At 61.0% G+C, this 26,423-nt stretch carries 28 protein-coding genes; 20 read left to right on the top strand and 8 right to left on the bottom strand.

From position 1 onward, the window contains the following. A complete protein-coding gene (locus H6979_06625; protein MCP5139512.1) occupies window positions 1-1,359 on the bottom strand; it encodes a HAMP domain-containing histidine kinase in 1,359 nt (452 codons plus the stop codon). 3 nt (window positions 1,360-1,362) lie between these two features. Further along, window positions 1,363-2,079, bottom strand: coding sequence for a response regulator transcription factor (locus H6979_06620; protein MCP5139511.1), 717 nt, complete (start codon window positions 2,077-2,079; stop codon window positions 1,363-1,365). A gap of 106 nt (window positions 2,080-2,185) precedes the next feature. On the opposite strand from H6979_06620, the gene H6979_06615 reads away from it, so the two are divergent. From H6979_06615 to H6979_06605, 3 genes are all read left to right on the top strand, one after another. Continuing rightward, on the top strand, window positions 2,186-2,524 hold the full coding sequence (locus tag H6979_06615) for a ferredoxin family protein (GenBank protein ID MCP5139510.1): 339 nt from the start codon (window positions 2,186-2,188) through the stop codon (window positions 2,522-2,524). After that, window positions 2,521-3,477: a hypothetical protein gene (locus H6979_06610; protein ID MCP5139509.1), complete on the top strand. Its 957-nt coding sequence runs from the start codon at window positions 2,521-2,523 to the stop codon at window positions 3,475-3,477. Before H6979_06615 ends, H6979_06610 begins: the two co-directional genes overlap by 4 nt. A 152-nt stretch (window positions 3,478-3,629) precedes the next feature. Then, window positions 3,630-4,370 carry a glutathione peroxidase gene (locus H6979_06605; protein MCP5139508.1) on the top strand — a complete coding sequence of 247 codons (741 nt, stop codon included), beginning with the start codon at window positions 3,630-3,632 and terminating at the stop codon, window positions 4,368-4,370. 66 nt (window positions 4,371-4,436) lie between these two features. Here the strand turns inward: H6979_06605 and H6979_06600 are convergent, their stop codons facing one another. After that, complete coding sequence (locus tag H6979_06600; GenBank protein ID MCP5139507.1) at window positions 4,437-5,279, bottom strand: 23S rRNA (adenine(2030)-N(6))-methyltransferase RlmJ; 843 nt, start codon at window positions 5,277-5,279, stop codon at window positions 4,437-4,439. A gap of 20 nt (window positions 5,280-5,299) precedes the next feature. On the opposite strand from H6979_06600, the gene H6979_06595 reads away from it, so the two are divergent. The 5 genes from H6979_06595 to H6979_06575 all read left to right on the top strand — a co-directional run bounded on the left by H6979_06595 (window position 5,300) and on the right by H6979_06575 (window position 8,918). Then, a complete protein-coding gene (locus H6979_06595) occupies window positions 5,300-6,022 on the top strand; it encodes a YebC/PmpR family DNA-binding transcriptional regulator (protein ID MCP5139506.1) in 723 nt (240 codons plus the stop codon). Between the two features lie 114 nt (window positions 6,023-6,136). After that, window positions 6,137-6,469, top strand: a complete 333-nt coding sequence (locus H6979_06590) for a hypothetical protein (protein ID MCP5139505.1) — start codon at window positions 6,137-6,139, stop codon at window positions 6,467-6,469. 54 nt (window positions 6,470-6,523) lie between these two features. Further along, window positions 6,524-7,126 (top strand): cytochrome c, encoded by a 603-nt coding sequence (locus tag H6979_06585; protein ID MCP5139504.1) that lies wholly within the window; start codon window positions 6,524-6,526, stop codon window positions 7,124-7,126. Next, window positions 7,123-8,580, top strand: coding sequence for a cbb3-type cytochrome c oxidase subunit I (locus tag H6979_06580; protein ID MCP5139503.1), 1,458 nt, complete (start codon window positions 7,123-7,125; stop codon window positions 8,578-8,580). Before H6979_06585 ends, H6979_06580 begins: the two co-directional genes overlap by 4 nt. A 23-nt stretch (window positions 8,581-8,603) precedes the next feature. After that, entirely contained in the window at window positions 8,604-8,918 is a 315-nt protein-coding gene (locus tag H6979_06575; protein ID MCP5139502.1) for a cytochrome c, read from the top strand. A 63-nt stretch (window positions 8,919-8,981) separates the two neighbouring features. Here H6979_06575 and H6979_06570 read toward each other — a convergent pair whose 3' ends face one another. From H6979_06570 to H6979_06560, 3 genes are all read right to left on the bottom strand, one after another. Then, window positions 8,982-9,860: a hypothetical protein gene (locus H6979_06570; GenBank protein ID MCP5139501.1), complete on the bottom strand. Its 879-nt coding sequence runs from the start codon at window positions 9,858-9,860 to the stop codon at window positions 8,982-8,984. 145 nt (window positions 9,861-10,005) lie between these two features. After that, window positions 10,006-10,812, bottom strand: coding sequence for a tetratricopeptide repeat protein (locus H6979_06565; protein MCP5139500.1), 807 nt, complete (start codon window positions 10,810-10,812; stop codon window positions 10,006-10,008). Further along, on the bottom strand, window positions 10,809-11,699 hold the full coding sequence (locus tag H6979_06560; protein ID MCP5139499.1) for a MerR family transcriptional regulator: 891 nt from the start codon (window positions 11,697-11,699) through the stop codon (window positions 10,809-10,811). The genes H6979_06565 and H6979_06560 overlap by 4 nt, the downstream gene beginning before the upstream one ends. 95 nt (window positions 11,700-11,794) lie before the next feature. Between H6979_06560 and H6979_06555 the strand changes: the two genes are divergently transcribed. Then, window positions 11,795-12,529, top strand: a complete 735-nt coding sequence (locus H6979_06555) for a rhomboid family intramembrane serine protease (GenBank protein ID MCP5139498.1) — start codon at window positions 11,795-11,797, stop codon at window positions 12,527-12,529. A gap of 48 nt (window positions 12,530-12,577) precedes the next feature. Next, window positions 12,578-12,835, top strand: a complete 258-nt coding sequence (locus tag H6979_06550) for a hypothetical protein (GenBank protein ID MCP5139497.1) — start codon at window positions 12,578-12,580, stop codon at window positions 12,833-12,835. Window positions 12,836-12,847: 12 nt separating this feature from the next. Here the strand turns inward: H6979_06550 and H6979_06545 are convergent, their stop codons facing one another. Both H6979_06545 and H6979_06540 read right to left on the bottom strand, forming a co-directional pair. Further along, window positions 12,848-14,164, bottom strand: coding sequence for an MFS transporter (locus tag H6979_06545; protein ID MCP5139496.1), 1,317 nt, complete (start codon window positions 14,162-14,164; stop codon window positions 12,848-12,850). A gap of 15 nt (window positions 14,165-14,179) precedes the next feature. Continuing rightward, on the bottom strand, window positions 14,180-15,070 hold the full coding sequence (locus H6979_06540) for a coproporphyrinogen III oxidase (protein ID MCP5139495.1): 891 nt from the start codon (window positions 15,068-15,070) through the stop codon (window positions 14,180-14,182). 136 nt (window positions 15,071-15,206) lie between these two features. On the opposite strand from H6979_06540, the gene H6979_06535 reads away from it, so the two are divergent. The 10 genes from H6979_06535 to H6979_06490 all read left to right on the top strand — a co-directional run bounded on the left by H6979_06535 (window position 15,207) and on the right by H6979_06490 (window position 26,423). Next, window positions 15,207-15,521 carry a metal-sensing transcriptional repressor gene (locus H6979_06535; GenBank protein ID MCP5139494.1) on the top strand — a complete coding sequence of 105 codons (315 nt, stop codon included), beginning with the start codon at window positions 15,207-15,209 and terminating at the stop codon, window positions 15,519-15,521. A gap of 26 nt (window positions 15,522-15,547) precedes the next feature. Then, on the top strand, window positions 15,548-16,681 hold the full coding sequence (locus H6979_06530) for a cation transporter (GenBank protein MCP5139493.1): 1,134 nt from the start codon (window positions 15,548-15,550) through the stop codon (window positions 16,679-16,681). 51 nt (window positions 16,682-16,732) lie between these two features. Next, window positions 16,733-17,614 (top strand): TauD/TfdA family dioxygenase, encoded by an 882-nt coding sequence (locus H6979_06525; protein ID MCP5139492.1) that lies wholly within the window; start codon window positions 16,733-16,735, stop codon window positions 17,612-17,614. Window positions 17,615-17,662: 48 nt separating this feature from the next. Next, window positions 17,663-18,364 (top strand): ABC transporter ATP-binding protein, encoded by a 702-nt coding sequence (locus tag H6979_06520; GenBank protein ID MCP5139491.1) that lies wholly within the window; start codon window positions 17,663-17,665, stop codon window positions 18,362-18,364. 48 nt (window positions 18,365-18,412) lie between these two features. Next, on the top strand, window positions 18,413-19,855 hold the full coding sequence (locus H6979_06515) for an ABC transporter permease subunit (protein ID MCP5139490.1): 1,443 nt from the start codon (window positions 18,413-18,415) through the stop codon (window positions 19,853-19,855). Beyond that, window positions 19,855-21,333 (top strand): ABC transporter permease subunit, encoded by a 1,479-nt coding sequence (locus H6979_06510; GenBank protein ID MCP5139489.1) that lies wholly within the window; start codon window positions 19,855-19,857, stop codon window positions 21,331-21,333. The genes H6979_06515 and H6979_06510 overlap by 1 nt, the downstream gene beginning before the upstream one ends. Window positions 21,334-21,384: 51 nt before the next feature. Then, window positions 21,385-21,918, top strand: a complete 534-nt coding sequence (gene hemG / locus H6979_06505; GenBank protein MCP5139488.1) for a menaquinone-dependent protoporphyrinogen IX dehydrogenase — start codon at window positions 21,385-21,387, stop codon at window positions 21,916-21,918. Between the two features lie 116 nt (window positions 21,919-22,034). Next, a complete protein-coding gene (locus H6979_06500) occupies window positions 22,035-23,315 on the top strand; it encodes an MATE family efflux transporter (GenBank protein MCP5139487.1) in 1,281 nt (426 codons plus the stop codon). Window positions 23,316-23,442: 127 nt separating this feature from the next. Further along, window positions 23,443-25,401, top strand: a complete 1,959-nt coding sequence (locus H6979_06495) for a 2-oxoacid:acceptor oxidoreductase subunit alpha (GenBank protein ID MCP5139486.1) — start codon at window positions 23,443-23,445, stop codon at window positions 25,399-25,401. Next, entirely contained in the window at window positions 25,398-26,423 is a 1,026-nt protein-coding gene (locus H6979_06490; GenBank protein ID MCP5139485.1) for a 2-oxoacid:ferredoxin oxidoreductase subunit beta, read from the top strand. The genes H6979_06495 and H6979_06490 overlap by 4 nt, the downstream gene beginning before the upstream one ends.

Here is a 26,423-nt window from a genome sequence, read left to right as displayed (position 1 = left end):
TCAACTCAGTTCTGCAGCCGGCAACTCTACGCTTACCGTGAGTCCGCCGCCCGGCCGCAGCGTCGCCACGACGCTGCCGCCATGTACTTCAAACACGCGCCGCGCGATGGCGAGGCCCAGGCCGGTGCCGCTGGTGTCGTCGGGTGACTTGGGCGCGCGCACATAGGGATCGAAGATCCGTGTCAGCAGATCGGATGGAACCCCGGGGCCGCGGTCGAGTATCGCAACCCTCAGCCGTTTGCCATCGCGCTTCGCCACGACCTCCACGACCGAATCGGGTGGCGCATGCCGGATGGCGTTGCGCACGATGTTTTCGAAACCGCTGCGCAGCAGTCCCGGGTCGCCGATCATTTCCAGACCCGGCGTGGCGCGCAACTCGAGTTTGCAGGGATGCGCGGAAGCTTCTATTTCCTCGTCGCGCACCAGTTCAGCCAGCAGGCTGTCGAGGCGCACCAGTCGGCGCACGATTGCCGCGGCGGCGTCCAGCCGCGAGAAGCGCAGCAGATCGCCGATAACGAGATTCATGCGCCGGACTTCCTGCTCGATCCGTTCGCGTTCGGCGGTGCCGATGGACTGGCGGTGCTCCGCCAGCGCCAGGGCCGCCTGCAGGCGAGCGAGCGGCGAGCGCAGTTCGTGGGACAGCTCGCCCATCAGCTGCTGCCGGCTGGCCAGCAGTGCAGCCAGCTTGTCGGCCATGGAATTGAAGTCCGCGGCGAGTGCGCCCAGTTCGTCACGACGACGGGTGATCGCGGATGGCACCCGTGCTTCGGTATGGCCTAGTGCGAGTTCACGGACGGCGAGCTGGAGTTCGCCGATGGGGCGACCAACGGTGCGGGCAATCAGCCAGGCGACGGTCGCAATCACCAGCAGGGCCGCGATCAGCAGGCCGGCGGCAGTCGCCGGACTGCCCCAGACAGAAATCCGGTTGGGCAGGGGCAGAAAGGCGTAGGCGCTGTTGTCGGGCCCGATCAGCTGCGGTGCAAGCCGCACTGGCCGGTAGTTGCTGTTTGCCAGTTCCGGCGGCGCATTGATCACCGAGTGGCGCACGAAGTTGACATAGGAGGGCGGTACGCGCCGGCCAAGAATATCGTCGCCGTTCTCGTCGAGAATGAAGATCGTCACATCGGATGGAACCGCCGCATCCGTGCGCAGCCACTTTTCAAGTGCCGCGCGCCCGCCGCTGGCGAGTACATCAGCCGCCGTCTGGCCGAGGCTGCTCTGGCGCGTCGCGATGTAGCTTTCCAGCTGGTAGGAGGCGACCGCAGCAACACTCGCCACGGCGAGGCCGATGAAGGCCAGCAGCGCTGCGCCGATGTAGAACGCCATGCGCAGGTACAGCCGCTGGTACGGAAGCTTCACCGCTCAGGGCTCGTGGATGACGGCGGTATCGAGCACATAGCCATGGCCGCGCAGGCCGCGGATACAGCCAGCCGCAACGCCGGCATCGGCCAGCTTGCGCCGCAGCTTGCTGATCAGGGTGTCGATGCTGCGGTCGTAGGCTTCGATCGGCCGGTCGAGGGCGAGCTCTGTCAGCCGTGCGCGGGACAGCACCTCGTCCGGATGGCGCATCAACTGTTCGAGTACACGCATCTCTGCTGCCGTTACCGCTACCGGCACGCCGCGGACCTGCAGGGTGCAGCGGCGCAGATCGAGACACAGCGGTCCTGCGGTAAGAGTCTCGCCGGAGCGGGCTGCGGGCGGCTCGCTGTGCGAGCGTTTGAGTATGGCCCGGATCCGTGCGGCCAGCTCGAGCGGACTGAAGGGCTTGGGCAGGTAGTCATCAGCGCCGCCCATCAGACCGAGGATGCGCTCGGATTCCTCGCCGCGTGCAGTCAACATGACGACTGGCAGCTCGTGCCTGCTGCGCAGTTCCTTGAGCGCTTCGAAGCCGCTCATCCCGGGCAACATGACGTCGAGTACCAGCAGGTCCGGCGGGTCAGCGTCGATGCGCGCGAGACCCTCTTCGGCATTATGCAAAACGTCCACGCTGAAGCCCTGCAGCTCAAGGAATTCGCGCAGCATTGCCGCCAGGCTGGCATCGTCGTCGACGAGCAACAGTCGGGGGGTACCGGAGTTCATGGGGCCACTTTAGCCGACGATTGCCATGGGTTGCGCTCTGTTTTCCTTTTGTTGACACACCCGGTTGCCCGGTCTGTCTAGACTGGTTCGCACAGGAGATGTCTGCATGACCTATGTTGTGACCGAGAACTGCATCCGGTGCAAGTACCAGGATTGCGTGGAAGTCTGCCCCGTGGATTGTTTCCATGCGGGGCCGAATTTTCTGGTGATCGATCCCGAAGAGTGCATCGACTGCTCCCTGTGTGAGCCCGAATGCCCGGCCAGCGCCATCCATGCCGAGGATGATGTGCCGGCTGACATGCAGCAATTTCTCGGGCTCAATCGTGAACTCTCTGCCGTGTGGCCGGTGATTACCGCCCGCGGTGAGGTCCCCGCGGACGCAGCAACGTGGGATGGCGTCAAGGGCAAGCTGTGTTACCTCGACCTGCCGGAGAAAGCCGCATGAGTGATGCAAAGATCAATACTGAAGCCCGTCCGTCCAACCCCTTGTTGAATCTGCTCTACCGGCCGCCATTTGTCGGCCTGCTGGCGTTTGTTGTCGTGTTCCTCGTACAGGGCCTGGGGCACACGCTGATGGTCGGCATGGAAAGCTTCTTCGGCGAGCAGTACGTTTATCAGTCTGCATTCGTGCTCGGTGCTGTTGGTGCAGTCCTGCTGTACATCGGCATGAAGCACCCCGGAGAAGTTGCCGGGACCTGGTATGGATTCTGGGCCGGTTCGTTGCTGTGGAGCGGATGGATAGAGTTCTCCTTTGTCTGGAGCGCCAATGTCCTGAATGTGCCGGACCTGATGGATCCGCGCGTTGCCGGCGAGATCGCTACCAAGGCTGAATATCTGGTGATGATGTCCTCGGTGGGCATCCTGCTCACGACCCTCGCATACTTCATGCTCAATAGGGAAACCAAGTGCAACATGTTCATCTGGTTCCAGCGCAATCTGAAGCTGCGTACCGGCAAGCCGACCCGCGCCTACGAGCGGAATTTCGCGGCCATCACCGCGCTGGAGACGGTCTACGTCACCTGGTTCTGCTACCTGGCCCTGCTGTTTATCTACGATGAAAGCATTCTCGGTGATCATCACCCGGTCACCTTCGTGCTTTTCTTCCTGAACACGGTATGGGCAATCTTCCTGTTCATGCGCCTGATCAAGATGTGGAAGGTCACCACGGCCATTCGTTACAGCATTCCGACGGCGATCATCGCCTACAGCAGTTACGAGATTGCCGGTCGCTGGCATCTGTATACCGATATCTGGGTCGATCTGCCCAGGTTCGGTCCGATTCTGGCGATGATTGCCGTGGCAATGGCAATCGGTGCCTGGCTTGCCGTGCGCGTGCCCGCGCACAAGAAGGCCGAACTGTCGCGGGAGCAGCTGGCGGCAAAAGAAGCCTTGTCCTGAGACCTGATCCTTCCTGGCCGGATTCCCCCTTGGCTGTGGAGTTGGGGTTGGCAGGGTCGGCATGAAGCGCGCTTCCCCCGCTTTGTGCTGATCCTGCTTTAAGATGTGCAGCGAGACATCAAGCTGCAACAGCACCCGACAGGAGTTCGACCATGACTGCCAATCGTGAAGGCCAGCCCGTCCCCGAGGTCACCTTTCATACCCGGCAAGGGGCTGAATGGGTAGACCGCACCAGCAAGGAGATTTTCGCCAACCGGACGGTGATCGTGTTTTCGCTGCCCGGTGCCTTTACACCCACCTGTTCCTCCACCCATGTGCCGCGCTACAACCAGTTTGCGCCGGCCTTCCACAAGGCGGGCGTGGACGAGATCATCTGCATGTCGGTCAATGATGCCTTCGTGATGAACGAGTGGCAGGAAGACCAGCATGCCGACGACATCACCTTCATTCCGGACGGCAATGGCGAGTTCACTGAAAAGATGGGCCTGCTGGTCGACAAGAATGACATCGGCTTCGGTCGTCGCTCCTGGCGTTATTCCATGCTGGTGCGTAACGGCATCATCGAAAAGATGTTCATCGAGCCGCAGGAGCCGGGCGATCCCTTCAAGGTATCGGATGCCGATACGATGCTCGGCTATCTGGCGCCGAATGCGGAAAAGCCCCTCGATGTGACCTTGTTTTCCCGCAAGGGCTGCCCGCACTGTGCGCGCGCGAAGAAGGCCCTGTCCGGTGCCGGCATCCGTTTTGAGGAACTGGTGCTCAACAAGGAGTACACGGACACCACGCTGCGCGCGGTGGCGGGCTCGACTTCCGTGCCGCAGGTGTTCATAAACGGCAAGCACATCGGCGGCGCCGATGCGACCGAAGCCTGGCTCAAGAGCCGCAAGGCGTAGTAACTGATACCTCCGGTCTGCCTGACAGGGCCGGTCCGTGCGGATGAACTTGTCTCCACGGACCGGCTATTCACCGACCAGCCATTCAGCGATCCAGCCGCCGCGGGCATCGTTGGCCAGCTGTTCCCAGAGCCAGGGGAGCAGGTTCCCGAGTGCGGTATCCAGTCCGTACGGCGGGTTGATGATCAGCATCCCCGAGCCGCGCAGCCCCATATGACCCTCGGATTCCACCTGCAGTTCGGCACGAAAGATCTTGCGCATCCCGGTGGCGGTCAGTTTTGCCGGCAATCGGGCAGTGTGCGGATCACGCAGCAGCGGATACCAGACCAGCCAGGTGCCACCCGGCCAGCGCGCATGACCGGCTGACAGGGTGTCGAGGACCGCTGCCCGCTCCTGTCTGACTTCGTAGGAAGGATCCATGAGCACCAGTCCACGCCGCTCCGGTGGTGGCACCAGCCCTGGCAGCCCCTCGTAGCTGTCCCGGTCGTGTATATGCACCCGTGCGTCATGGCCGAAACTGCGGCGCAGGAGCGCGAGTGCCTGCGGATGGAGTTCCAGCAGTTCAAGGTGATCCTGTGGCCGCAGCAGATGGCAGGCAATCTGCGGCGAGCCGGGATAACGGCGGAGTGTATTTGCATCCGGGTTCAGGGCGCGAACCGCGGCCAGATATGGTTCGAGTTCCAGTGGCGGCGACGCAGCTGCCATTACGCGACTGATGCCGGTCCGGAATTCGGCATTGCGTTGTGCTTCGGCGCTGCCCAGATCGTAAATCCCTGAACCGGCGTGGGCATCGATGACACGCAGTGGCTTGTCCTTGCGCTGCAGGGCCCGGACCGTCAGCGCCAGAATCGAATGCTTCAGGACATCGGCGTGGTTGCCGCAGTGATATTCATGTTGGTAGCTCAGCATGGCTCTGCCACAATCAGTGCATGGGACGCATATTTGAAACCAGAAAACACGTGATGTTCGCCCGCTGGAACCGCATGGCGAAGCAGTTTACGCGGATCGGCAAGGACATCACTATCGCCGTGCGCAACGGCGGGCCGGACCCGGACAACAATCCGGCGCTGCGTCGGGTGATCCAGAATGCCCGCGCAGTCAACATGCCGAAGGACAAGGTCGAGAGCGCGATCAAGCGCGCATCCGGCAAGGATGTCACCAACTACGAAGAAGTCATCTATGAGGGTTATGCGCCGCATGGCGTGGCGGTACTGGTACAGACCGCAACCGACAATCCGACGCGCACGGTCGGCAACATCCGCAATGTATTCAACAAGAACGGCGGCAACCTCGGCACCTCCGGCAGCGTCAGCTTCATGTTCCGGCGCATGGGGGTGTTCCGGCTGGATCCGGCTGGTATCGACCAGGACGATCTCGAGCTGTATCTGATCGATCACGGCCTCGACGAGATGGGTGAGGGCAGTGGTGAGAAGGATGAGCCACAACTGGTGATCCGCTGCAATTTTCCGGATTTCGGCCAGTTGCAGAAGGGCCTCGAAGACCGCAATCTCACGCCGCTTTCCGCCGAGCAGGAATATATCTGTACGACGCCCACCGAACTCCCGGAAGACCAGGCGCGGGAAGTCCTTGAGTTCATTGACAAGCTTGAGCAGGACGAGGACGTACAGAAGGTCTTCCATACGCTGGTGTAGTGCGGACTGCGGCTAACCCTTATGGGAAATAGTCCTTCTATAATCTAGATTCACCCCCCTGGTTACGTAGAATGAGGCGGCTGGCGCATCGGGCTCGTTTAGGGGGAACTGCATATGGGGGCACTGGGACCCGAGGGACTGAACGTTATGGGACCAATGGGACCAGAGGGGCTGGACGCTTTCCTCCTCGCCATCATTGCCGGCGCCCTTGTGGTGGTCTTCGGTGCTGTTTATGCCGCCTGTTTCGCGTTTGGGCGCCTGTTCGGCAGTCCCAGCCTGATGCTGGTTGCCTACGGGTGCTTCGCCTTGCTGGTGGGCGCCGTCTATGTGCTGGCGACCTCGCTGCACCTTGACGGTATCTGGAACGTGCTGATGGTGCTGCTGCTGATTGCCTATTTCCTTGCACCGCGCATGATCTGGCGCCTGACCGAGGCAACACACGAATAGGACACTGATGACTTCTGTATCTAGGGGCCCTGTGGCCGGAAGGAGAGCAATATCATGAGTAATGTGCCCTGGTGGGCGAGCGAGGATTTGTGGCGCAAGACAGCGATCTGGGTGACCGCTGGCATGGCCATTGTCCTTATCGTGCTGACCTTCGATACGGTTGCCGTGATCACCGCCGGTCACTCACGTGTGCCCGCATTCGAGGTGATCAACAAGCGCATCTATTACCGCATGAATACGCAGCGCGAGTTCCAGGAGCCGGTCATCGGTGCGGATGCCCCGCTGTTTGGCAAGATGCTGTCACCGGAAGAAGCCGAGGCCATGGTGAGTCACGGCAAGATGACCTTGCAGGCCAGAAACTGCACCGCCTGTCACACCATCCTGGGTAACGGTGCCTACTACGCACCCGATCTCACCAAGGCCTGGCTGGATCCGGGCTGGGCCGGCGAAAGCGCCCGCGAGATGCTGATGGTCAAGTTCCTGATGGATCCAACTACCAATGCCCGCGGTTACGGTGGCAAGCGCCGTATGCCGAATCTCCACCTCACCGAAGATGAGGCCAAGGCAGTCGTGGCGTTCCTCAAGTGGACCTCTGCCATCGACACCACCGGTTTCCCACGGAACTTTACACCCATTGCACAGGAGGGCGATCGATGAGTACCGCCAAGCTCACAGGCAGTGTCCCCCTCAGCGGAGGCCAGCGGCTTGCCGTCAAGTATTTTGTAGTCGCCGTAGCGCTGTTCGGTGCACAGATCCTGTTTGGACTGCTGGCCGGTTTCCAGTTCCTGAATCCCGACTTCCTCTATGGTGTGGTGGATTTCAGCGTCAACCGCACCGTTCACATCAACGCCATGGTCGTATGGATGTTGTTCGGCTTCATCGGCAGCATCTACTGGCTGATCGAGGAAGAGTCCGGTACCGAGGTTGTCGGTCTGAAGCTGGGTAATCTCGGCTTCTGGCTGTTTACGATCGCGGTCGCCATCGTGGTGGCGGTATACCTCTTCGTGCAGACGGGCCCCGGCGACCTCCAGAGTATCTGGTTGATCAACGAGGGGCGTGAGTACATCGAGGCACCGCGCTGGGCAGACATCGGCATCGTGGTTTGCGTGCTGATCTTCTTCTACAACATTGCTGCGACCTTCATGAAGGGCCGCTGGACCGGAATTGGCGGCGTCCTGGTGCTTGACCTTGTAGCCGTTGCCGGCATGTACCTCACCGGCATGTTCTATACCGACAACCTGTCCATGGACCAGTTCTGGTGGTGGTGGGTCATTCACCTCTGGGTCGAAGCGACCTGGGAAGTGCTGGTCGGTTGCATCATGGCATGGGGTCTGATCAAGACGCTCGGCGCACGCCGGCAGATCGTGACCACCTGGCTGTACATCGAAGTCGCGATGATGCTTGGCTCCGGTATTCTCGGTCTCGGCCATCACTACTTCTGGATTGGCACGCCCGAGTACTGGCTGACCGTCGGCGGCTTCTTCTCGGCCCTCGAACCGGTACCGCTGGTGGCGATGGTCGTGCATGCGGTCTATGACTCCGGTGTGCATCGCTTCAAGAGCCCCAATCATCCGGCGCTTGCCTGGCTGATTGCCCACGCCTTTGGCAACTTCTTTGGTGCGGGCGTCTGGGGCTTCATGCACACACTGCCGCAGGTCAACGTCTATACACACGGTACCCAGTGGTCTGCATCGCATGGACACTTCGCGTTCTTCGGCGCATACGCGACGATGAACATCGCGGTGTTCTACCTTGCCGTGCAGAAGTGGCGCGGTAACGTGAACTTCGGTGGCGGTCTGGTCGATAACGGCTGGAAGTGGAAGTGGTCGCTTGGCCTGCTCAACGGTGGCGTGCTTGGCATGGTCATGGCGTTGCTGGTTTCCGGTTATGACCAGGTGTTCATCGAGCGCGCGCTTGAGGGTGCAACCTGGGCGGGTTTCTTCAAGGCGCAGCACAACGCCTGGTATCTGCAGGGCATGTGGTGGCGCCAGATCTTCGGCTACATGACGGCAGCCGGCTTCCTGTTGCTGGTGTGGGATCTCATGACCATCGGCGTGCGCGAGACGCGCCCCGCGGTATTCCACACTGAAGTTGCAGAACACGCTGCCTAACGAAATCCTGAAGGAGATATGACGTGAAATCGACAATCATCATCGCAACGGCAGTCGCTGTACTCGGCTTGAGCCTTGGCGCTTCAGCTGCGGACCAGAATGCGGCAGACAAGGCGAAGACTCTCTGCGCCGGTTGCCATGGCCCGAACGGCATCAGCGTTAATCCGCTCTGGCCGAACCTTGCCGGCCAGAAGGCCGCCTACATCGAAAAGGCCATAAGTGACTACAAGACGGGTCTGCGCAGTGAGCCGACGATGTCGGCGATTGCCGCTACGCTGAATGACTCGGAACTCGCTTCGCTGGGTGCGTACTACGCCGCACTGCCGCCGGGCGGCTGAAGAGTCCCGCCCGGAGCCTGATATGCGGGGCTGGATCCATCGGGATCCGGCCCCGCGTTTTTCTCAGCCGCGCAGGCTTTCGTAGATCTCCGGCGTAATCATGCCGAAGTGAGCATCCCGCGCCCGATTTTCCAGCGCTTCGCGTAATCCCTTCTGCACCTGTACCGGTTCCTGCTCGAACTTCCGCTGCGCAGCCAGCGTCCACATCACGTTCAGTTCCTTGTTTTCCCAGACCGGCGCATAGGGATCTGCCTCGTGTGACAGCGGCAGGGCCGGATGCTCCCAGCTTTCGACGTAGTGGAAGGCATCGGCTACCGGCTTGCCCCAGGATTTTTCGAAGATTCCGTAAGCCGGATCGTTGGCGTGCAGGACGTGCTTGTACTTGTAGATGGCGTTGGTGACGATATCGATGTCGGTCTGTGATTCGAGTTTGCGACCCGGCTTGTAGTAGTGCTCTATCCAGACATCGAGATAGGCAGCGGCCGCTTCGTTGAAGAGTTCCGTGTCGACTTCGCCATACTGGCAATGCAGCAGGTACGGTGAGGCGGTCGTCAACACCCACTCGATCTTCGCCTCACCGATGTTCAGGGCCTTCCGGTACTTCTCCCAGACCGGAATCAGCGGGCCATAGTCCATGTCCGGATGCGTTGGCGCGATATCAAGCAGCGCGATGGTCTGCTTGCCGTTGCCACCGAGCTGAAACATGTAAACCGGTACGTCATAAGCCGGATCGGGGACGACGAGGATCACGTTGCCCTGCAGTTTGTTGCGTATGCCGTATTCCTCGAGAATGATCGAGGAGAGCTTGTCTGCCCGCCGGAAGTCCGAGCTCAGGTAGGTGTCGCGACCGTTCTGGCGGCGGTTGGAAAAGAACTGCTGGTAATCGTCCTCCCGGACGAACTTCCCGAAGCGTTCCATGAACATCTTCAGGGGACCCTTCATCTTTGTTGCCAGATGATCCATTGCTCTCACCGCTGTCTGTAACCGGGATAGATGTATTGAAAATTATACAAGGGGTGCCGGCAGGGTCCGGTATCCGTAATTCTGCTAGGTGCAGGTGCGGCGGCCGTGCCGGAAAGGCAGAGCGCTAAGGCAGGGTTTGCAGCGCCTCGCGAATATCCTGATTGTCTGGCGCCATCGCCAGCGCGGTCTGCAGTGCCTCGCGTGCCGCTTCGGTTTCACCGAGGGCCAGATGTGCGCGACCGATATACAACCACGTCTCGGCCTCACCCCAGACGGGCTGCGCCGAGCCCGGTGACCGGGATCCGGCAAACAGCCTTGCGGCCCGCCGCAGCTTGCCGAGCGCCCGCTTCTTGCTGCCACCGACAATCATCGGTTTTTCGTAATCGCTGACACCGTCCTGGAACACGACCCAGGCGTTGTCCGGTGCCCGTTCGACTGCGGCGCTGATTTGCCGGCCTGCCTCGAGCCCCCGCCACATTGCGCCCAGGAAATGATATCGGGTGCTGGCGCCGTAGCAGGAGCCGAGCAGCGCCCTGGCTTCGGCATCATCCTTGCGACGCTCCAACAGCGCTTGCAGTGCGGTAATGCAATCCTCAAGGTAGTTGCGCGCCTGCTCCTTTCGGTCGCCGACCAGCTGCGACTGACGAAGCCGGACATAGGCGCCCAGATAAATCGCGAGGTCCTGCCGGGATGTCGTGGCTTCCGCGGTACTCCCGAGTTCAAGGATCGCCTGCCGCCCCGCTTCGATGGCCTGCAGGTCGCGCCGGTTCCAGGCGTGCTCGATGCCATCGCGCAGAGTGGCCAGTTGAGGGTCGTCGACCGGCATGCCATTTACTGCCTGAGTGGCAGAGCAGAGCGCCATCATGGTGGTCAGCAGGCGTCCCGGTAGCGTGCCGATGACCCGTCCGGCGGCGATGCCCCAGACACTCACGTGGTCGACGGCCGGCTGCGCAATGCGCGCTTCAGCAGCCTGGCCAGGGCCTCGGCCAGGCCTGCGTCTTCTTCCGGCAGGCCACGCACCGACAGCCAGACCCGGCTGGTGATCGGGATTTCAGTCCATTGTTCCGGAGCCCCCGGCGGGCTGCGCCTGGGATTGAGCGTCGGGCGCAGTTCAAGCTGGCGCAGCAGGTGTCCAAGATCGGTGTGCTCATCGCCGCTGGCGTCAGGGGATTCCGTACCGCCGGGCATGTTCCCGGGGTCCGGGGTCGAACCGGCAGATGCTGGCATTCCTGCGGATCCCGGCTGAAGTACGGGCAGGCGCGGATGCGTGTCCTCATGTACCGGCTCCGCTGACGCAGCAGATGGGCGTTCCGCCGCAAAGCGCTGTCGAATTGACGCATCAGCCAGGCCATAACTGCGCTTGTCGCCGCCGGACGAGGGGCTCGCTGGTTCGCTGCGTGATGCGGGGGCTTCTGTCCGCAGCGGCGAAGGCCCGGTTGGCGCCGGGCCGGTATGCGCATTGCCGGATGGTTCCGCCGGAGCCGGATCAGGGGCTGTCGGCACCGCAAACAATCGCTCGATTTCAGCGCTGGGCAGGCCGCGATCCAGAATGTCCCTGATACCTTGGTTATCCAGCGCGGAGAGCGCGCGGCCGATTTCCGCCAGGGTCGCGGTCAGCAGCTGGCCGCCTGCCTGTAACTCCCTGACCCCTTTGATAAAAAGCAGTCTGGAGAGGCATTCGTCGGGGTAGCGGGTATGGGGGCCACGACGGCCGACCTTTGGCAGGAGCCCCGACTGGATGTAATACACAATGGTGCGGCGGTCGAAGCCGGTGTGCTCCACCAGTTCCGAAAGAGCGTAGCTGCGTTGCGTTGACATCTGTGAAACCCATGGCACCGTCTATACAGTGCCAATATATATCAAGCTTGGCAGCCGGAGTGTCAATATTGTGCCAATAGTTTCCGGAGCGCCTTGTGTTTCCAATCAGTGACGAGAACCCGCATTTCCTCACGCCGTGGACGACCATTGGCCTCATCGGCCTGAATATCCTGGCCTGGATCTTCGTGCAGGGGCTCGGTACCGAGCCGAAACTGGGCGCATCTGTCTGCACGCTCGGTCTGGTTCCCGGTGAGTTGCTGCAGACCCTGGCCGCCGGCACGCGCTTCGAGGTGGGGCCAGGAATGCTCTGCATACTCGGCGATACACCGAACTGGTTAAGCCCCTTCTCGCACATGTTCCTGCACGGCGGCTGGCTGCACATCATCGGCAACATGTGGTTTCTCTGGATCTTCGGCACCAATGTCGAAGACTCGATGGGGCACGCGCGCTTTCTCGTTTTCTATCTGCTCTGTGGCCTCGCCGCTGCTGCCCTGCAGATATTCTCTGATCCGCGTTCAGGGATTCCGATGGTCGGCGCGTCGGGTGCAATCGGCGGCGTGATGGGCGCCTATGTGCTGCTCTATCCGAGGGTCCAGGTAAAGATGCTGGTGTTCCTTGGCATTTTCGTCACGACATTTTCCGTGCCAGCCGTCTGGATGATCGGCTACTGGTTTGTCGCGCAGTTCATCGGTGGAATGGGTTCCATCGGCGCGCAGGGCGGCGTTGCCTTCTGGGCGCATGTCGGCGGCTTTCTCGCCGGAGCAGCGCTGATCTTCGTGTTTCGCGACCCGGAACTTGTACGTCGTCATCCGTACTATGGCTGGTCCTGAACCGTGTCATACCATGGCACAATTCACGGGAATTGCAGGAGGCATCAGATGACGCAACTTTTCATTCGGGCTGCAGCGCTGGCTGTTTTGGCGCTTACGACGGCACAGGCCGGGGATATGCAGCCTGCGACGGCGGTAGCAAAGAAGGCCGTGGCCGATTCACCGGCCTTGCAGCCTCGCAAGGCCCGGGTTGCGCAGAACGGCGAGGTTGATCTGGCTGCATCCACCCTGAGCGATGCGCAGCTTGCCGCCATGCGGCCGCATTACGAAGCGCTCAAGCCCCGTGTACGCACCAACGCCGAGTAGCTGATCTGGCGACTATTCCGGCAAAGTCTGGCCGCGGGTCTCGACGACCAGCGGGATGAACAGCAGGCCGGCCAGCGGTACGAAGGCCACTGCGAACAGCGCGTTCAGGATTACCGCCGGTGAGCCGGCACCTGCAGCCGCTACACTGCCGACGACATAGGGCCCGGCTGCCGCAACGACGCGGCCGATGTTGTAGCAGAAGCCGGCGCCCGTGGCGCGCAGCCGTGTCGGGTACAACTCCGGCAGGTAGTAGGTGAAACTGCCGAACACGCCAAACACGCTGAGGCCAATGAAGAAGTAGGCATACAGGCGGGTTTCTTCCGGCAGATCCAGGCCAAAAGTCGCCATCAGTGCGAGCGCGGAAACACCGAAATAGATTGCAAACATCGGTCGCCGGCCCAGTCGCTTGGCGATCGGGATGGTGAGCAGGGTACCGATCAGTCCGCCGAGGTTGAACGAGGTGGTGGCGATGGTCTTCCAGTTTTCCACGAGCGCGCTGGTTGCCGCCTTGTCGAGGCCGCCGGCCGCAGCAGCGGCCTGGCCGAGAGTCGCGCTCACCACGGGAATAAAGGCGTTGCAACTCCACCAGGTGAGCAGGGCGATGAAGGTCATCAGCAACGCACTGCGCGTGCGGGGCCAGAACGCGGCCGAGAAGAGCTCGCTGATGCGTGGTGCCGGTGCCTTGGCGGCCTGCGCGGTCTGCACCCAGCGTTCCGGTTCCTTGATGAACAGGCGTACAAAAAAGGCCACGGTGGCCGGCAGCAAACCGAACAGCAGTACAAAGCGCCAGCTCGTTTCCGGGTCGGCGCTCATGAGGTTCCCCGCGATCAGTGCATTGACGCCGGTGGCGAGAAACAGGCCGAAAGGTGCCGCCGTATAGAGCAGTGCACCGGCCTCGACACGATGGTCGTCATCGACGACCTCGGCAACCATTGCCGCACCCGCCGCCCACTCGCCGCCGATGCCCAGACTGGCGATGATCCGGCAGGCAACGAGCTGCCACATGTCCGTGACCAGCGCACAGCAGGCGGTGCCAAGGGCATAGAGCACCATGGTGATCATCAGCGTGCGGCGACGGCCGAAGCGATCGCTGATCGGGCCGAAGATCACCCCGCCGACAGCCCATCCGATCAGGAACAGTGAAGTCAGCGCACCGGTCCAGAACAGGGTTGCCGTTTTTGCCTCCGCCGAGCCCAGCGTCAGCCCGAGCAGGACCGGCACCGCGTTTGGTGCGACATAGTTGAACAGCAGACCATCGAAAACATCGAAGCCCCAGCCCAGCCAGGCCGCTGCAAGCACGATCCATTGATAGCGGCTGAACCCGAACACCAGACCCGGGTCTGCTCAGAACTTCACGACTGGCGGCGCATTGACCGCCGACCAGGCTTCGTAGGGCACAAAGTTCTTCGCCAGTACGTCCCAGAACAACTGGTCTTCGAGCCAGCGGCGTCGCATGAAGTCCTGGGCGGCAATATCGTCGGCACTGAAGGGTGCGTTGGCGCGTTTCTCCAGGATTTCGAAGTAGGCATCGACCACAGCCGTGTAAAGCTCTGAAACGAGCGTGAAGGTCTGGTCATCGGCAAGCATGTCGAAGCCGTACATGCTGACACCGGTGCATGTGCCATCCCGGTGCCATTTCCAGGGCCCAGCGTTGGGCTTGTTGCAGCTCTTTGACCGCCCGCGCTCGCGATCCATCCCGTGCCTGGCAAAGACCTCGGTGACCCGGGCATCCATGAACGCCAGGTCCTCGGGCGGCTGGTTGACCTTCATCATGTCCATCGTCGCGCCGATGTTGCCGTCGCCCTTGGCGGAAATCTGCACCGAGAAGGTCGCATGCAGCATGCCGACGCGCGGATTCTTCGGATGTATCGCCACTTCGAGAAAGCGGTTCCAGCGGCCGCCAATCACGAAGGGCGGCTTCTCGACCTGGGTGGTGACCACCATGACGCCGGCCTTCTCGGCCACATCGCCGCGCTTTACGCGGACTTCATAGTGACCGTTGTCCGGTACATCCAGGACCAGCGGTTCCGCGCTGACCTTGCTGTGGTTGAGCCGGTCGACATCCCGCCAGAACGACTTTTCCGTGGTGTCGATGAAGGCGAGCATGCGCTTTGCGACGCCGGCCTGTACGGGCGTCAGCTGCCCGAGTTCGTCACCCGGTCCGGCGCCCCAGGCCGCCTGCATGAGGATCAGCAGCGACAGCAATGCGTGGGAGGTGCAATGTGCTTTGGTCATGAAAATGTCCACAGGCCAGCTGGTTTTGCATGGTAGCAACCACCTGTCCCGCCTCCAACTGCGCTGGTTCCGCCTTGACCTATCCCCCTGGAGGGGATAAGAATGAGCACCCCGGTTTGCCATGGAGTCGATCCGCATGTCTGCTGCCAAAGCCGCCGCGCTGCACGCGCACACCCATGACCGTGCCGCTCACAAGACGCACAAGGATGTGTTGAACCGGCTGCGGCGCGCCACGGGCCACCTGCAGACCATCTCCGGCATGATCGAATCGGGGCGTGAGTGCGGAGACATTGCGCAGCAGATGCACGCGGTCATCCGCGCGCTGGAAGAGGCCAAGTCGACGCTGATCCACGATCACATCGAGCACTGCCTCGAGGACGCGATCGGTCCGGTCAGTCGCGAGCAGCGCATGACCATAGACAACTTCAAGAAAATCACCCGTTATCTCTGATCAGCGGAGATCATCAGGAGCATTACATGCTGCGTGCGATGCTGGACTGGCTGGGTTTTGGCGAAAAGGGTCATGCCATCGGGCATGGACATGGACATGGGCATGGTCACGATCACGATCATGAGGGTGGTCACGCGCACACGCACGGCGTGATCGATCCGACCATTGCCACCACCGCGCGCGGGATCTGGGCGATCAAGTGGTCCTTTGTGATTCTGGCCACTACCGCCGTGTTCCAGATCGTGATCGTTATCCTGTCGAGCAGCGTGGCGCTGCTGGCCGACACCATCCACAACGTCGGCGATGCTGCCACGGCCATTCCGCTCTGGATTGCCTTCATATTTGCGCGCCGCAAGGCGACCGATCAGTTCACCTATGGTCTGGGCCGCGTCGAAGACCTGGCCGGCATGACCATCGTCGGCCTGATCCTGTTCAGTGCGCTGGTCGCCGGGTATCAGACCATCGACCGCCTGCTGCATCCGCAGGAGATTGCTTATCTCGGCGCCGTGGCGGCGGCCGGTGTGATCGGCTTTATCGGCAATGAAGCCGTGGCGGTATTCCGTATTCGCGTCGGGCGCGAGATCCAGAGCGCAGCCCTGATCGCGGACGGCTACCATGCGCGCGTCGATGGATTGACCAGCCTGGCCGTGGTTGCTGGCGCGATCGGCGTGTGGCTCGGCTTTCCACTGGCTGATCCGATTGTTGGCGGGGTCATTACCGTACTGATCTTCGGTATCGTCTGGCAGTCAGCCAGGGCAGTATTCACGCGGGCGCTGGACGGCGTGGAGCCCGAGTTCACTGCGCTGCTGCGGCATACCGGCGAGCATGTACCCGGGGTGCGCAAGGTGCAGAACGTACGTACCCGCTGGCTTGGTCACCGCATGTACGCGGAGGCCGATGTCGTCGTGGATGATTCGCTGCTGGTGCGTGAGGCCGCGATTCTCCTGGAGAAACTGCACAGACAGGCCAGCAAACATCTGCCGGCACTCGCCTCACTGCGGCTTGCACTGGCGACCGGCATAGATCCCGAAGAACAGGGGCGCGCCGAGCGGAACCCGACACCTCCCCATGAGCATGGCGAGCGCGCGCATGGCGACCATGGCCATGACACGGCGAGCACGGTCACGCACATTGACGGGGCGCAGCTTGCAGTCCCCTAAAGGTCATGTCAGTATGACAACAGGATCATCTACCCTGGGGATTGAAATATCATGTCGGTGTCAGCCACGAGTTTGCCGGCCCGTGAGGTCGTCGTTCGTCCCCTGACCGGGGCGCTTGGATGCGAGATTTCAGGTGTCGATCTTGCGCAGCTGAGCGACGCTGATTTTGCGACGATTTACCGGGCGTTTCTCGACTATTCGGCAGTGATGTTCCACGATCAGGAGCTGACGCAGGAACAGTTCGCCGCATTCGGTCGGCGCTTTGCGAAGCTCGAGGATGAGCCTTTTCTGCCCCATCGCGCCGATGTACCCGGGGTTTTCTATCTTCGTGGCGCGCCCCGTGATGGCAAGAGTCTTTCGACACAGAATCTGGGCTGGCATGCCGATCACACCTATCAGAAGAATCCCAGCATGGGCGCGATGCTGTATGCGAGGGATGTGCCTGAGGCCGGCGGCGACACGCTGTTTGCCAGCAACTACCTCTCCTACGAGGCCTTGTCACCGGCCATGCAGGTTTTCCTGGAGGACAAGATCGCCATCCATGATGTCCTTCAGTATGGTTTGAAGTCTGGCCACTATTCGACAGCGACGCCAAAGGCCATCGAGGTGCTGCTGAAGATGCGGCAAGGCTTTCCGCAGACGCCGCATCCCCTGGTCTGCAAGCATCCGGAAACGGGTCGCAAGATGCTCTATCTGAATCAGGCGTGGACCGTGGCAATCCAGGGCCTGGCACCGGATGAAAGTCAGGCCATCCTGGACATGTTGAAGCGGCATTCGGTGAAGGACATCTTCTGCTGCCGGTTCCGGTATCGCAACAATTCACTGCTGCTCTGGGATAACCGGGCGGTGCAACACAGCCCGAACTCGGACTATTCCGGACAGAGGCTCATGTGGCGGGTCGCGCTGCACAGTGACTGGGTTCCGGGAACCTGATCACGAGACCGCTGGTTGCAGGGTGTTGCCAGTCAGCTGGAGTCGGGAATGCTGGAAGCCATCGATCTCAGGAAGAGCTACGGGAACCACGAGGCGCTGCAGGGCCTCAATCTCAAGGTCAACGCGGGTGAAATATATTGCCTGCTCGGTGCCAACGGCGCCGGCAAGACGACCACCATCAACCTCTTTCTGAATTTTGTCGAGCCGACTTCAGGTACTGCCAGGGTCAATGGTATCGATGTCACGCAAAGCCCGCTGGAAACCAAGCGCTATCTCGCCTACATCCCCGAACAGGTGATGCTCTACGGCAATCTCACGGGTATTGAAAACCTGGAGTACTTTGCGCGACTTGGCGGTCACGCGGGGTACTCGGCCGCAGACTACCGGTCGTTTCTGGACCGTGTTGGTTTGCAGGCGAAAGCTGCGAACCTTCGGGTGCGCACCTACTCCAAGGGCATGCGCCAGAAGGTCGGTGTGGCCATCGCGCTTGCCAAGCAGGCCAAAGCGCTGCTTCTCGACGAGCCAACCTCGGGTCTTGATCCAAAGGCCAGCAATGAATTTTCCGAATTGCTTCTGCAGCTTCGCAATGACGGCGCTGCCATCCTGATGGCGACGCATGACCTGTTCCGTGCCAAGGAGACCGGGAACCGCATCGGTATCATGAAGTCCGGGCGACTCGTCCAGGAGCTTTCGACGGACGAGGTTTCCCACGCGGATGTGGAACGCATCTATCTTGAACACATGCACTAGAGAAAGCGGCGACTTGATGATGACATTGCGCGATATGAGGCGGTGCCCATGATCCGGATCATCGCCCGCAAGGAGTTTGCCGAGATTGTCCGCGACGGCCGTTTCATGTGGACGGCGGCGTTCATGGTGCTGTTGTTGCTGACTGCCATGCTGGCAGGCTGGCAGCGTCATGGCAGCTACATGGCAACCCAGGCTGCCGCCCAGGGTGCGACCAATACCCAGTGGCTGAAACAGGGCGACAAGAATCCTCACACCGCTGCCCACTATGGCAACTATGCGTTCAAGCCACTCGGGCCCCTGGCATTCTTCGACAACGGCGTCACCAACTACACCGGAACAACGGTGTTCATGGAGGCGCACAAGCAGAACTTCGCCATCGCCAGTCCGGCGGCGGATACCAGCGCCATCAGCCGCTTCGGCGAATTGAATGGCGCCATGATCCTGCAGGTGCTCATGCCACTGCTCATTATCTTTCTCGGCTTCACGGCGTTTGCCGGGGAACGTGAAAGTGGCACGCTCCGTCAGCTGATGAGCATGGGCATCAGTCGCACATCCCTCTTGGGGGGCAAGGCACTGGGTCTGGCCTCGGCGGTGCTTGTCGTGGTGGTGCCATGCGTGATCATCGGGGCGGCATTCATAGCCATGACCGATCTGCCCATCGTCGGCGAAGGCCTGGTAACCCGCATCGCACTCCTCGGCGTCGCCTATCTCGCTTATGCCGGCATTTTCCTGTTTCTGACCCTTGCGGTATCGGCCTGGTCCCGCAGTCCGCGTACCGCATTGATGGTGCTGGTCGGCTTCTGGGCCTTCACGGCTTTCATCATGCCGAAGACGGCAGCGGAGATTTCCAAAGCCGTCTATCCGAGTCCGTCATACGGCAGCTTCATGGCGGCCATGAAAGCCCATCAGGCGCGCGGATTTGATGGCACACCGCCCTGGGCGGAACTTGGAAAGTTTCAGGGCCAGATGATGCGCAAGTACCGTGTCCGGGATGTGAAGGATCTGCCCTTCTACTGGACAGCTGTGCGGATGCAACGGCTCGAAGAACTCGACCAGCGCGTCTTCAACCAGCACTTTGGCGCGGTCACCGCGGCCTATGCCGCACAACGCCGGCTTCAGGACCGCATCGGCCTGCTTGCGCCGACCTTGCCGCTCCGCTCCATCTCGATGGGTCTGGCCGGTACCGATCTGATCCAGCAGCAGAAATTCCAGGACGATGCCGAGTCTTTCCGTGAGGCGATGGTGAAAAAAATGAACGGTTACCTGTCGAAGGCGGCCGTCAACCTGAACGGGGTCAACAGTGCGAGCAACTACCTGATCGCCAACGAGGACGTTTTTTCCATCGTGCCGCCTTTTCGCTATCAGCCGCCGGCACTGGCCACGACGCTCTCGGAGCACTGGGTGAATTTTGCCGTGCTGGCGTTCTGGCTTGTTGCCGCAATTCTCCTCGCGCTGCTCGGTGTGCAACGCATGTCCCTGGAGAGAGACTGATGTATCGTCTCATCGTCATGCATGAGACGCGCGCTCTGGCCCGTACCGGGGCGCTCTGGGCCATTCTTGCGCTGTTGATCTTCGCGATTGCCTTCGCTGCCTGGTCCGGCGGCCGTTCAGTCAGTCGTCAGGTCGAAGGTGCCAGCGATGCTGCCAGCTACGAGGCCGGCATGCGTGACAGGATGCGCGAGGAGACTGCCGAGTACGAGGCAAAGGTCAAGGCCACTGGTGGACCATACGAGTTTGCGACGGTCCGGCACGCTCCGGGGCAAGGGCCTCCGCAGGGGACCAATGCGGGTGCGGTGGGCGGCGAGACTGCGGTCTACGTTGCCCTGCCGCCGACGGGCCTCGCGGCACTGTCCATCGGGTTGAGTGATATCCAGCTCGACTACCTGCCGATAACCATGGGCAAGTCGCTGGCCATGACCGCAAACGCCGAACTCGAAAATCCCGTGAACCTGCTCGCGGGATCCTTCGACGTTGCGTTTGTGGTGATCTTCCTGTTGCCGATTTTCATTCTTGCCATGACCTACGATCTCCTTTCCAGTGAACAGGAGCGCGGCACGCTGGCAATGATCCTTGCCCATCCGGTCTCGCTGCGGAAGTTGATGGCATCGAAGCTCGTGGCCCGGGCCGCGATCATCCTCATGGTTGTGATCGGACTTGGACTTGTCGCGGTACTCACCGTCGGAACACAGCTGGACACTCCGGAAACATGGCTCCGCTTCGGGCTCTGGGTCATTGCCACACTTGTTTACAGCATGTTCTGGTTTGCGCTGGCGGTGCTGGTGAATCTTTACGGGCAGAGTTCGGCCACCAACGGCACCATTCTGGCCGGCGCCTGGCTGATTCTGGTGGTCATCGTTCCCACGCTGATCAGCCTGGTGGCGACGACGGTCTACCCGGTGCCATCACGCATGGACCTGACGGTCGCGGCGCGCGAAGCGCAGACCGCGGCCGAGAAGAACATGGACCAGTCGCTGAATGCTTTTTATGCCGAGCACCTGGAGTATGTGCCGGCCGGCGACCAGCGTGCCATGGACTTCATGACTCTCGGCCAGGCGAGCGCAAATACGATCGAAAAGGCGCTGTCTCCGCTGTATGCCGAATTCCAGGTCAGGCGAGACCAGCAGCAGGGCCTGGTACAGCGTTTCCAGTACCTCTCGCCAGCCGTGATGATGCAACTGGCACTGAACGAAATTGCAGGCACAAGTGGCCCCCGTTACGAAGACTTCCTGCAGCAGGCCGTTGCCTTCCGCGCCGAGTGGAATGACTACTTCGCCGAACGGTTCCTCCGCCAGGACCCGCTGCGCCCTGCGGACTACGACAGCTTCCCTGTCTTCCGCTACAGGCCCGAGGCATTCAGTACCGTGCTGTTGCGGCTCGCCCCATCCCTGCTGGGTTTGCTGGTGCTGCTGCTCGGTGTCGCGCTGGTGCCGTTTCTCGGCATCCGGCGCTACCAGGTTGCGGCTCGATAGCGCATGGCATCAACGCCAGTCGCCCGTTTGGAATTACCCGGAAACCGTAAAATGGCCAAGATCCTGATTATCTATTCCACCACCGATGGTCATACCAGAAAGATCGGCGAGCGATTGCAGCAGGTCATTGCCCAGGCAGGCCATGAGGTGGTGCTGGTATCCGTCGACGACGAAGCGCAGGTCGACCTGGCGAGTTTCGACAAGATCATTATCGGCGCCAGTATTCGCTATGGCCTCTACAAGCCTGCGATCATCGACTTCGTCGTTCGCAACAAACAGCTGCTGGACAGCAAACCGAATGCCTTTTTTTCGGTCAACGTCGTCGCCCGCACCGCGGAAAAACGCGAGCCGGATGCCAATCCATACATGCAGAAGTTTCTCAGACAGACGGCCTGGCAGCCGAAGGAGCTGGCGGTATTTGCCGGCAAGCTGGATTATCCGCGGTACCGGTTTATCGATCGCCAGCTGATCAGGCTCATCATGCTGATGACCAAGGGCCCGACTGATCCGAAAGCGGTCATCGAGTTCACCGACTGGCAACAGGTAGAGGCCTTTGGCCGTCGTGCCAGCGAAGTGCCGGCGTGAAGATCCTGCGCAGCTGAAGTATCATCGGGCTTGCGCAGGCCACCCGTTCCGTGAATTCCACCAGCGCCGTTCCCAGGCTGTTACAGGAGCCTGAAGGGAAGACCATACGATCGCTCATGACGCCCATGCTTCTGGGCATGATCGCCATGATCCTGTACAACCTCGCTGACATTTACTTCGTCAGTCGCCTCGGTACATCCGAGCTCGCCGCGCTCAGTTTCACCTTTCCGGTCGTTTTCCTGATCGGCGCTGTCACCGTGGGCTTCGGACACGGTACGTCATCGGTATGCGCGCGCCTGTTCGGTGCGCAGAAGATCGAAGATGTTGGCCGCGTGACGATTCACGCGGTTCTGCTCGCCGTCGCCACCTGTGCGGTTCTCATCGTTGCCGGATTGCTGAGCATTGATCCGCTATTCGGTCTGCTGGGCGCTGATGAAGCCACTCTCGCGATCATCCACCGCTATCTGCGCATCTATTACTACGGCCTGATTTTCAACGTCGGTCCGCTGATCGCAAACCCTGTTCTTCGTGCGTCGGGTGATGCGAAGACTCCGGCCCTGATCATGCTGGTATCGGCGGGTCTGAATATCGTTCTGGACCCGATACTCATTTTCGGCCTCTTCGGGGTTCCGAAGCTGGGCATGGAGGGGGCGGCGACCGCGACTGTCCTCGCCAACCTCGGCACCCTGGCCGCATCTGTCGTAGCGATCCGGTATCGCGGAAACATCGTCTTTCCCCGGTCCTTGTCTTTGCATCAGCTGACCGATTCCTGGCGCCGGATTCTGCAGGTAGGCCTGCCTGCAACGACCAGCGCTGCGGTTGCGCCGGTGACGACAGCTTTCATTACCTATCAGGTATCCCGCTTCGGGCAGGCGTCCGTCGCGGGATACGGAGTCGCATCGCGAATCGAGGGCATGGTGCTGCTCGTGCTGATCGCCCTCGGTACGGCGGTCACGCCTTTCGTCGGCCAGAATTTCGGCGCCGGAAGAATGGACAGGGTGGCGAACGGCATTCGCTGGTGCCAGCGGTTTTCCGTAGCCTACGGGCTGTCGGTAGCCGTACTGCTGGCAGTTGCTGCACCGTATGTCGCAAGACTGTTTACCGACGATGCGACTGCAATTTCAACGGCGCTGATGCACATGCGAATCGTACCGGCGAGCTATCTGGCGATCGGTTTTGCCCTGGCAGCCAGCAACTCGTTCAATGCCATCGGCAAGCCGATGCCGGGAATGATCATCTCGCTGACCCGGACGATCCTGGTCTATGCGCCGCTTGCATGGCTGCTTTCCAGCATCTTCGGCCTGGTGGGTATCTTCGCGGCTGCCTGTGCCGCAAATGTGATTGCCGGTGCGGTCGGGCTCCTGTGGTACCGGGTGATTTTCGCCCAGCTCAGATAGAGGGCCGTACCCGGCGGCGCGCATGGCGGACAGGGCCGGGTATCCCGGCAGCCGCCCTCGCGTGCATGCTTGACTTATATGGTCGTCATATTAACATGACAACCATAGTCCCTCGGTTGAAGCAGTCATGGCCTCCCATCGCGAGTCGCCGGAAAAGCCCGGAAAAGCCCGCCAGTTCAAGGAAATGGACCATGCGATCGTGCGCTTTGCCGGCGATTCAGGCGATGGTATCCAGCTGACTGGTTCGCTGTTCACGCACGATTCGGCTGTCCTGGGCCACGACGTCAGCACCCTGCCCGAGTATCCGGCCGAGATCCGGGCGCCAGCCGGCACGCGGGCCGGGGTCAGCAGTTTTCAGCTGAACTTCAGCTCCGCCGAGATACATACTCCGGGCGACCGGCCGCACATGCTTCTCGCCCTGAACCCTGCGGCGCTTGCCGTGCATCTGGCCGATCTCATGCCGGGTGGAACGATTGTTCTCGACGATGACGCCTTCGATACGGCAGGTCTCGGCAAAGCCGGATTTTCAGGCACCGATCCCCGCGACGACGGTACGCTTGCCGGATACCAGGTCTACCGGGTGCCCATCACCACGCTGACCCTTGAAGCGGTGCGGCCGCTGGGGCTGGACAAGAAACAGGCGTCCCTGTGCAAGAACATGTTCATGCTGGGGCTGGTCGCATGGATCTATGACCGATCTGCGAGCTCGGTGGAAAAGCAGATCGACTCGTTGCTCGAGCGCAAGACCGCCCAGCCTGCGATGCTTGAAAAGTACAGGGAGCAGGCCAAAGCGAACAAGCTGGCGTTTCGCGCCGGTTACAACTATGCCGATACGGTGGAAGTGTTTGTCTGCCGGTATGCCGTCGGCAAGGCGAAACTCCTGCCCGGAACCTACCGGCGGGTAACCGGCAATGAAGCGACTGCTCTCGGCTTTCTCGCGGCTTCGGTCATCAGTCAGAGGTCTCTCCTGTACGCCTCCTATCCGATCACGCCGGCAAGCGACATTCTTCATGAACTGTCCAGATATCGTCATTTCGGCGTGCGTACCGTGCAGGCCGAAGACGAGATCGCCGCCATCGCAATGGCAATTGGCGCAGCCTATGGCGGGTGCCTGGGGCTGACCGGCACCAGCGGACCCGGTGTCGCGCTGAAAACCGAGGCGGTAGGTCTGGCGGTGATGGCCGAGCTGCCGGTGGTCATCGTCAACGTGCAGCGAGGGGGGCCGTCGACGGGGTTGCCGACCAAGACCGAACAATCAGACCTCTTGCAGGCAATCCATGGCCGGAACGGCGAGTGTCCTGTTGCGGTGCTTGCCGCACACAGTCCTGCGCATTGCTTTGAAATGGCAATCGAGGCATTTCGCATCGCCATCCGCTACATGACCCCGGTATTCCTGCTCTCGGACGGGTCGATCGCGAACGGTACGGAGCCATGGCGCACGCCGGAACAATCGGAATTGCCGGCAATCGACCTGCCGCAAGCCGTACCCGCCGGTGACTATCAGGTCTATGCCCGGGATCCCGCGACACTGGCCAGGCAATGGGTTGCGCCGGGTACGCCCGGACTCGAGCATTGCCTTGGTGGTCTCGAGAAGCAGGATATCAGTGGCAAGGTCAGCCACGACTCGGCGAATCATCAGCGCATGGTGCAATTGAGAATGGAGAAGATCCGGGGTATCGCGAAGGACATACCCGAATTGACGGTCTTCGGTCCCGCACAGGGCGACCTGCTGGTGCTTGGCTGGGGTGGCACCTTCGGCGCAATTCACCACGCAGTAGAGCGTGCGCAGCGGCGGGGCCTTTCCGTGGCGGCATCGCAACTGGATTATCTGAATCCCTTTCCCGCAAACCTTGGCAGTGTTCTGCGCAGTTACCGGCAGATCCTGATTCCGGAGCTGAATGCCGGCCAGTTGAGAATGCTGATCCGCGCCCAATTCCTGGTCGATGCCGCAGGCCTGAACAAGATCACCGGGCAGCCATTCAGGACCAGCGAAATCGAGCAGGAAATTCTCAGGCTGCTCGGTGTTCAGGCCGGAAACAGGGGAGATTCCCCAAATGAAGCAATTCACGGGACGATGGGCGCATGACAAATCCGAAATATGAACGAAAGGACTTTGTCGCCAGGGAGGATGTGCGCTGGTGCCCGGGATGTGGCGACTATGCGGTGCTGTCCCAGGTCCAGCGGGTCATGCCCGAGATATGCGAGCGCTTGCAGCTTCGACGCGAAAATATCGTATTTGTCTCGGGAATCGGCTGTTCAAGCCGATTCCCGTACTACATGAACACCTACGGTTTCCACACGATACATGGGCGCGCTCCGGCCATCGCAACCGGGCTGCAGCTGTGCCGGCCTGATTTGCTGGTGTGGGTGGTCACTGGTGACGGAGACGGCCTGAGTATCGGCACCAATCATCTGGTGCACTGCCTTCGCCGCAACGTCAATGTGAAGATCCTGCTGTTCAACAATCGCATCTACGGGCTTACCAAGGGCCAGTTCTCGCCGACCTCCGAGAAAGGCAAGAAAACCAAGTCGAGCCCGATGGGGAGTATCGAGCAGCCGATAAAGCCCTTGTCGATGGCGCTTGCATCGGAAGCGACGTTTGTCGCACGGGCCAGTGCGACAGACGGGAAGAATCTGCAGGAGATCCTGTTGCGCGCGGCATGTCATCGGGGTTCGGCGTTCGTGGAGATCCTGCAGAATTGCAACGTCTTCAATGACGGCGCCTTTGAGTCATTTACTTCGGCAGCCACACGTCAGGACCGTTCGCTTTACCTCCAGCATGGGGCCCCGATGATCTTCGGGGCCAACAGGGATCGCGCGATCCGGTTGCGTGCAGGCTTTCCGGAAATTGTCCGGCTCGATGAGTTCCCGGAGAAAGAGCTTCTGGTATTCAACGAGAGCGCCGCGCATCCGGGCCTCGCATATATGCTGAGCGAACTCGACGAGCAGGCCTTCCCCGTGCCAATGGGCGTGTTCCGGTGCGTTGACCGCAGTCCATTCGATGAACTGCTAGATGAGCAGATTGCAACCGCAGTCGCGAAGCGCGGCAAAGGCAAGCTTCTCGAATACATCAACTCAGGCGACACCTGGAAGGTCGCCGCGCCCTAG

This window comes from Chromatiales bacterium, from assembly GCA_024234935.1.
In the GTDB taxonomy this organism is placed as follows: Bacteria; Pseudomonadota; Gammaproteobacteria; order Steroidobacterales.
Note: the sequence above shows the minus strand (reverse complement) of the source record. Positions and strands in the feature narration are given on the sequence as shown.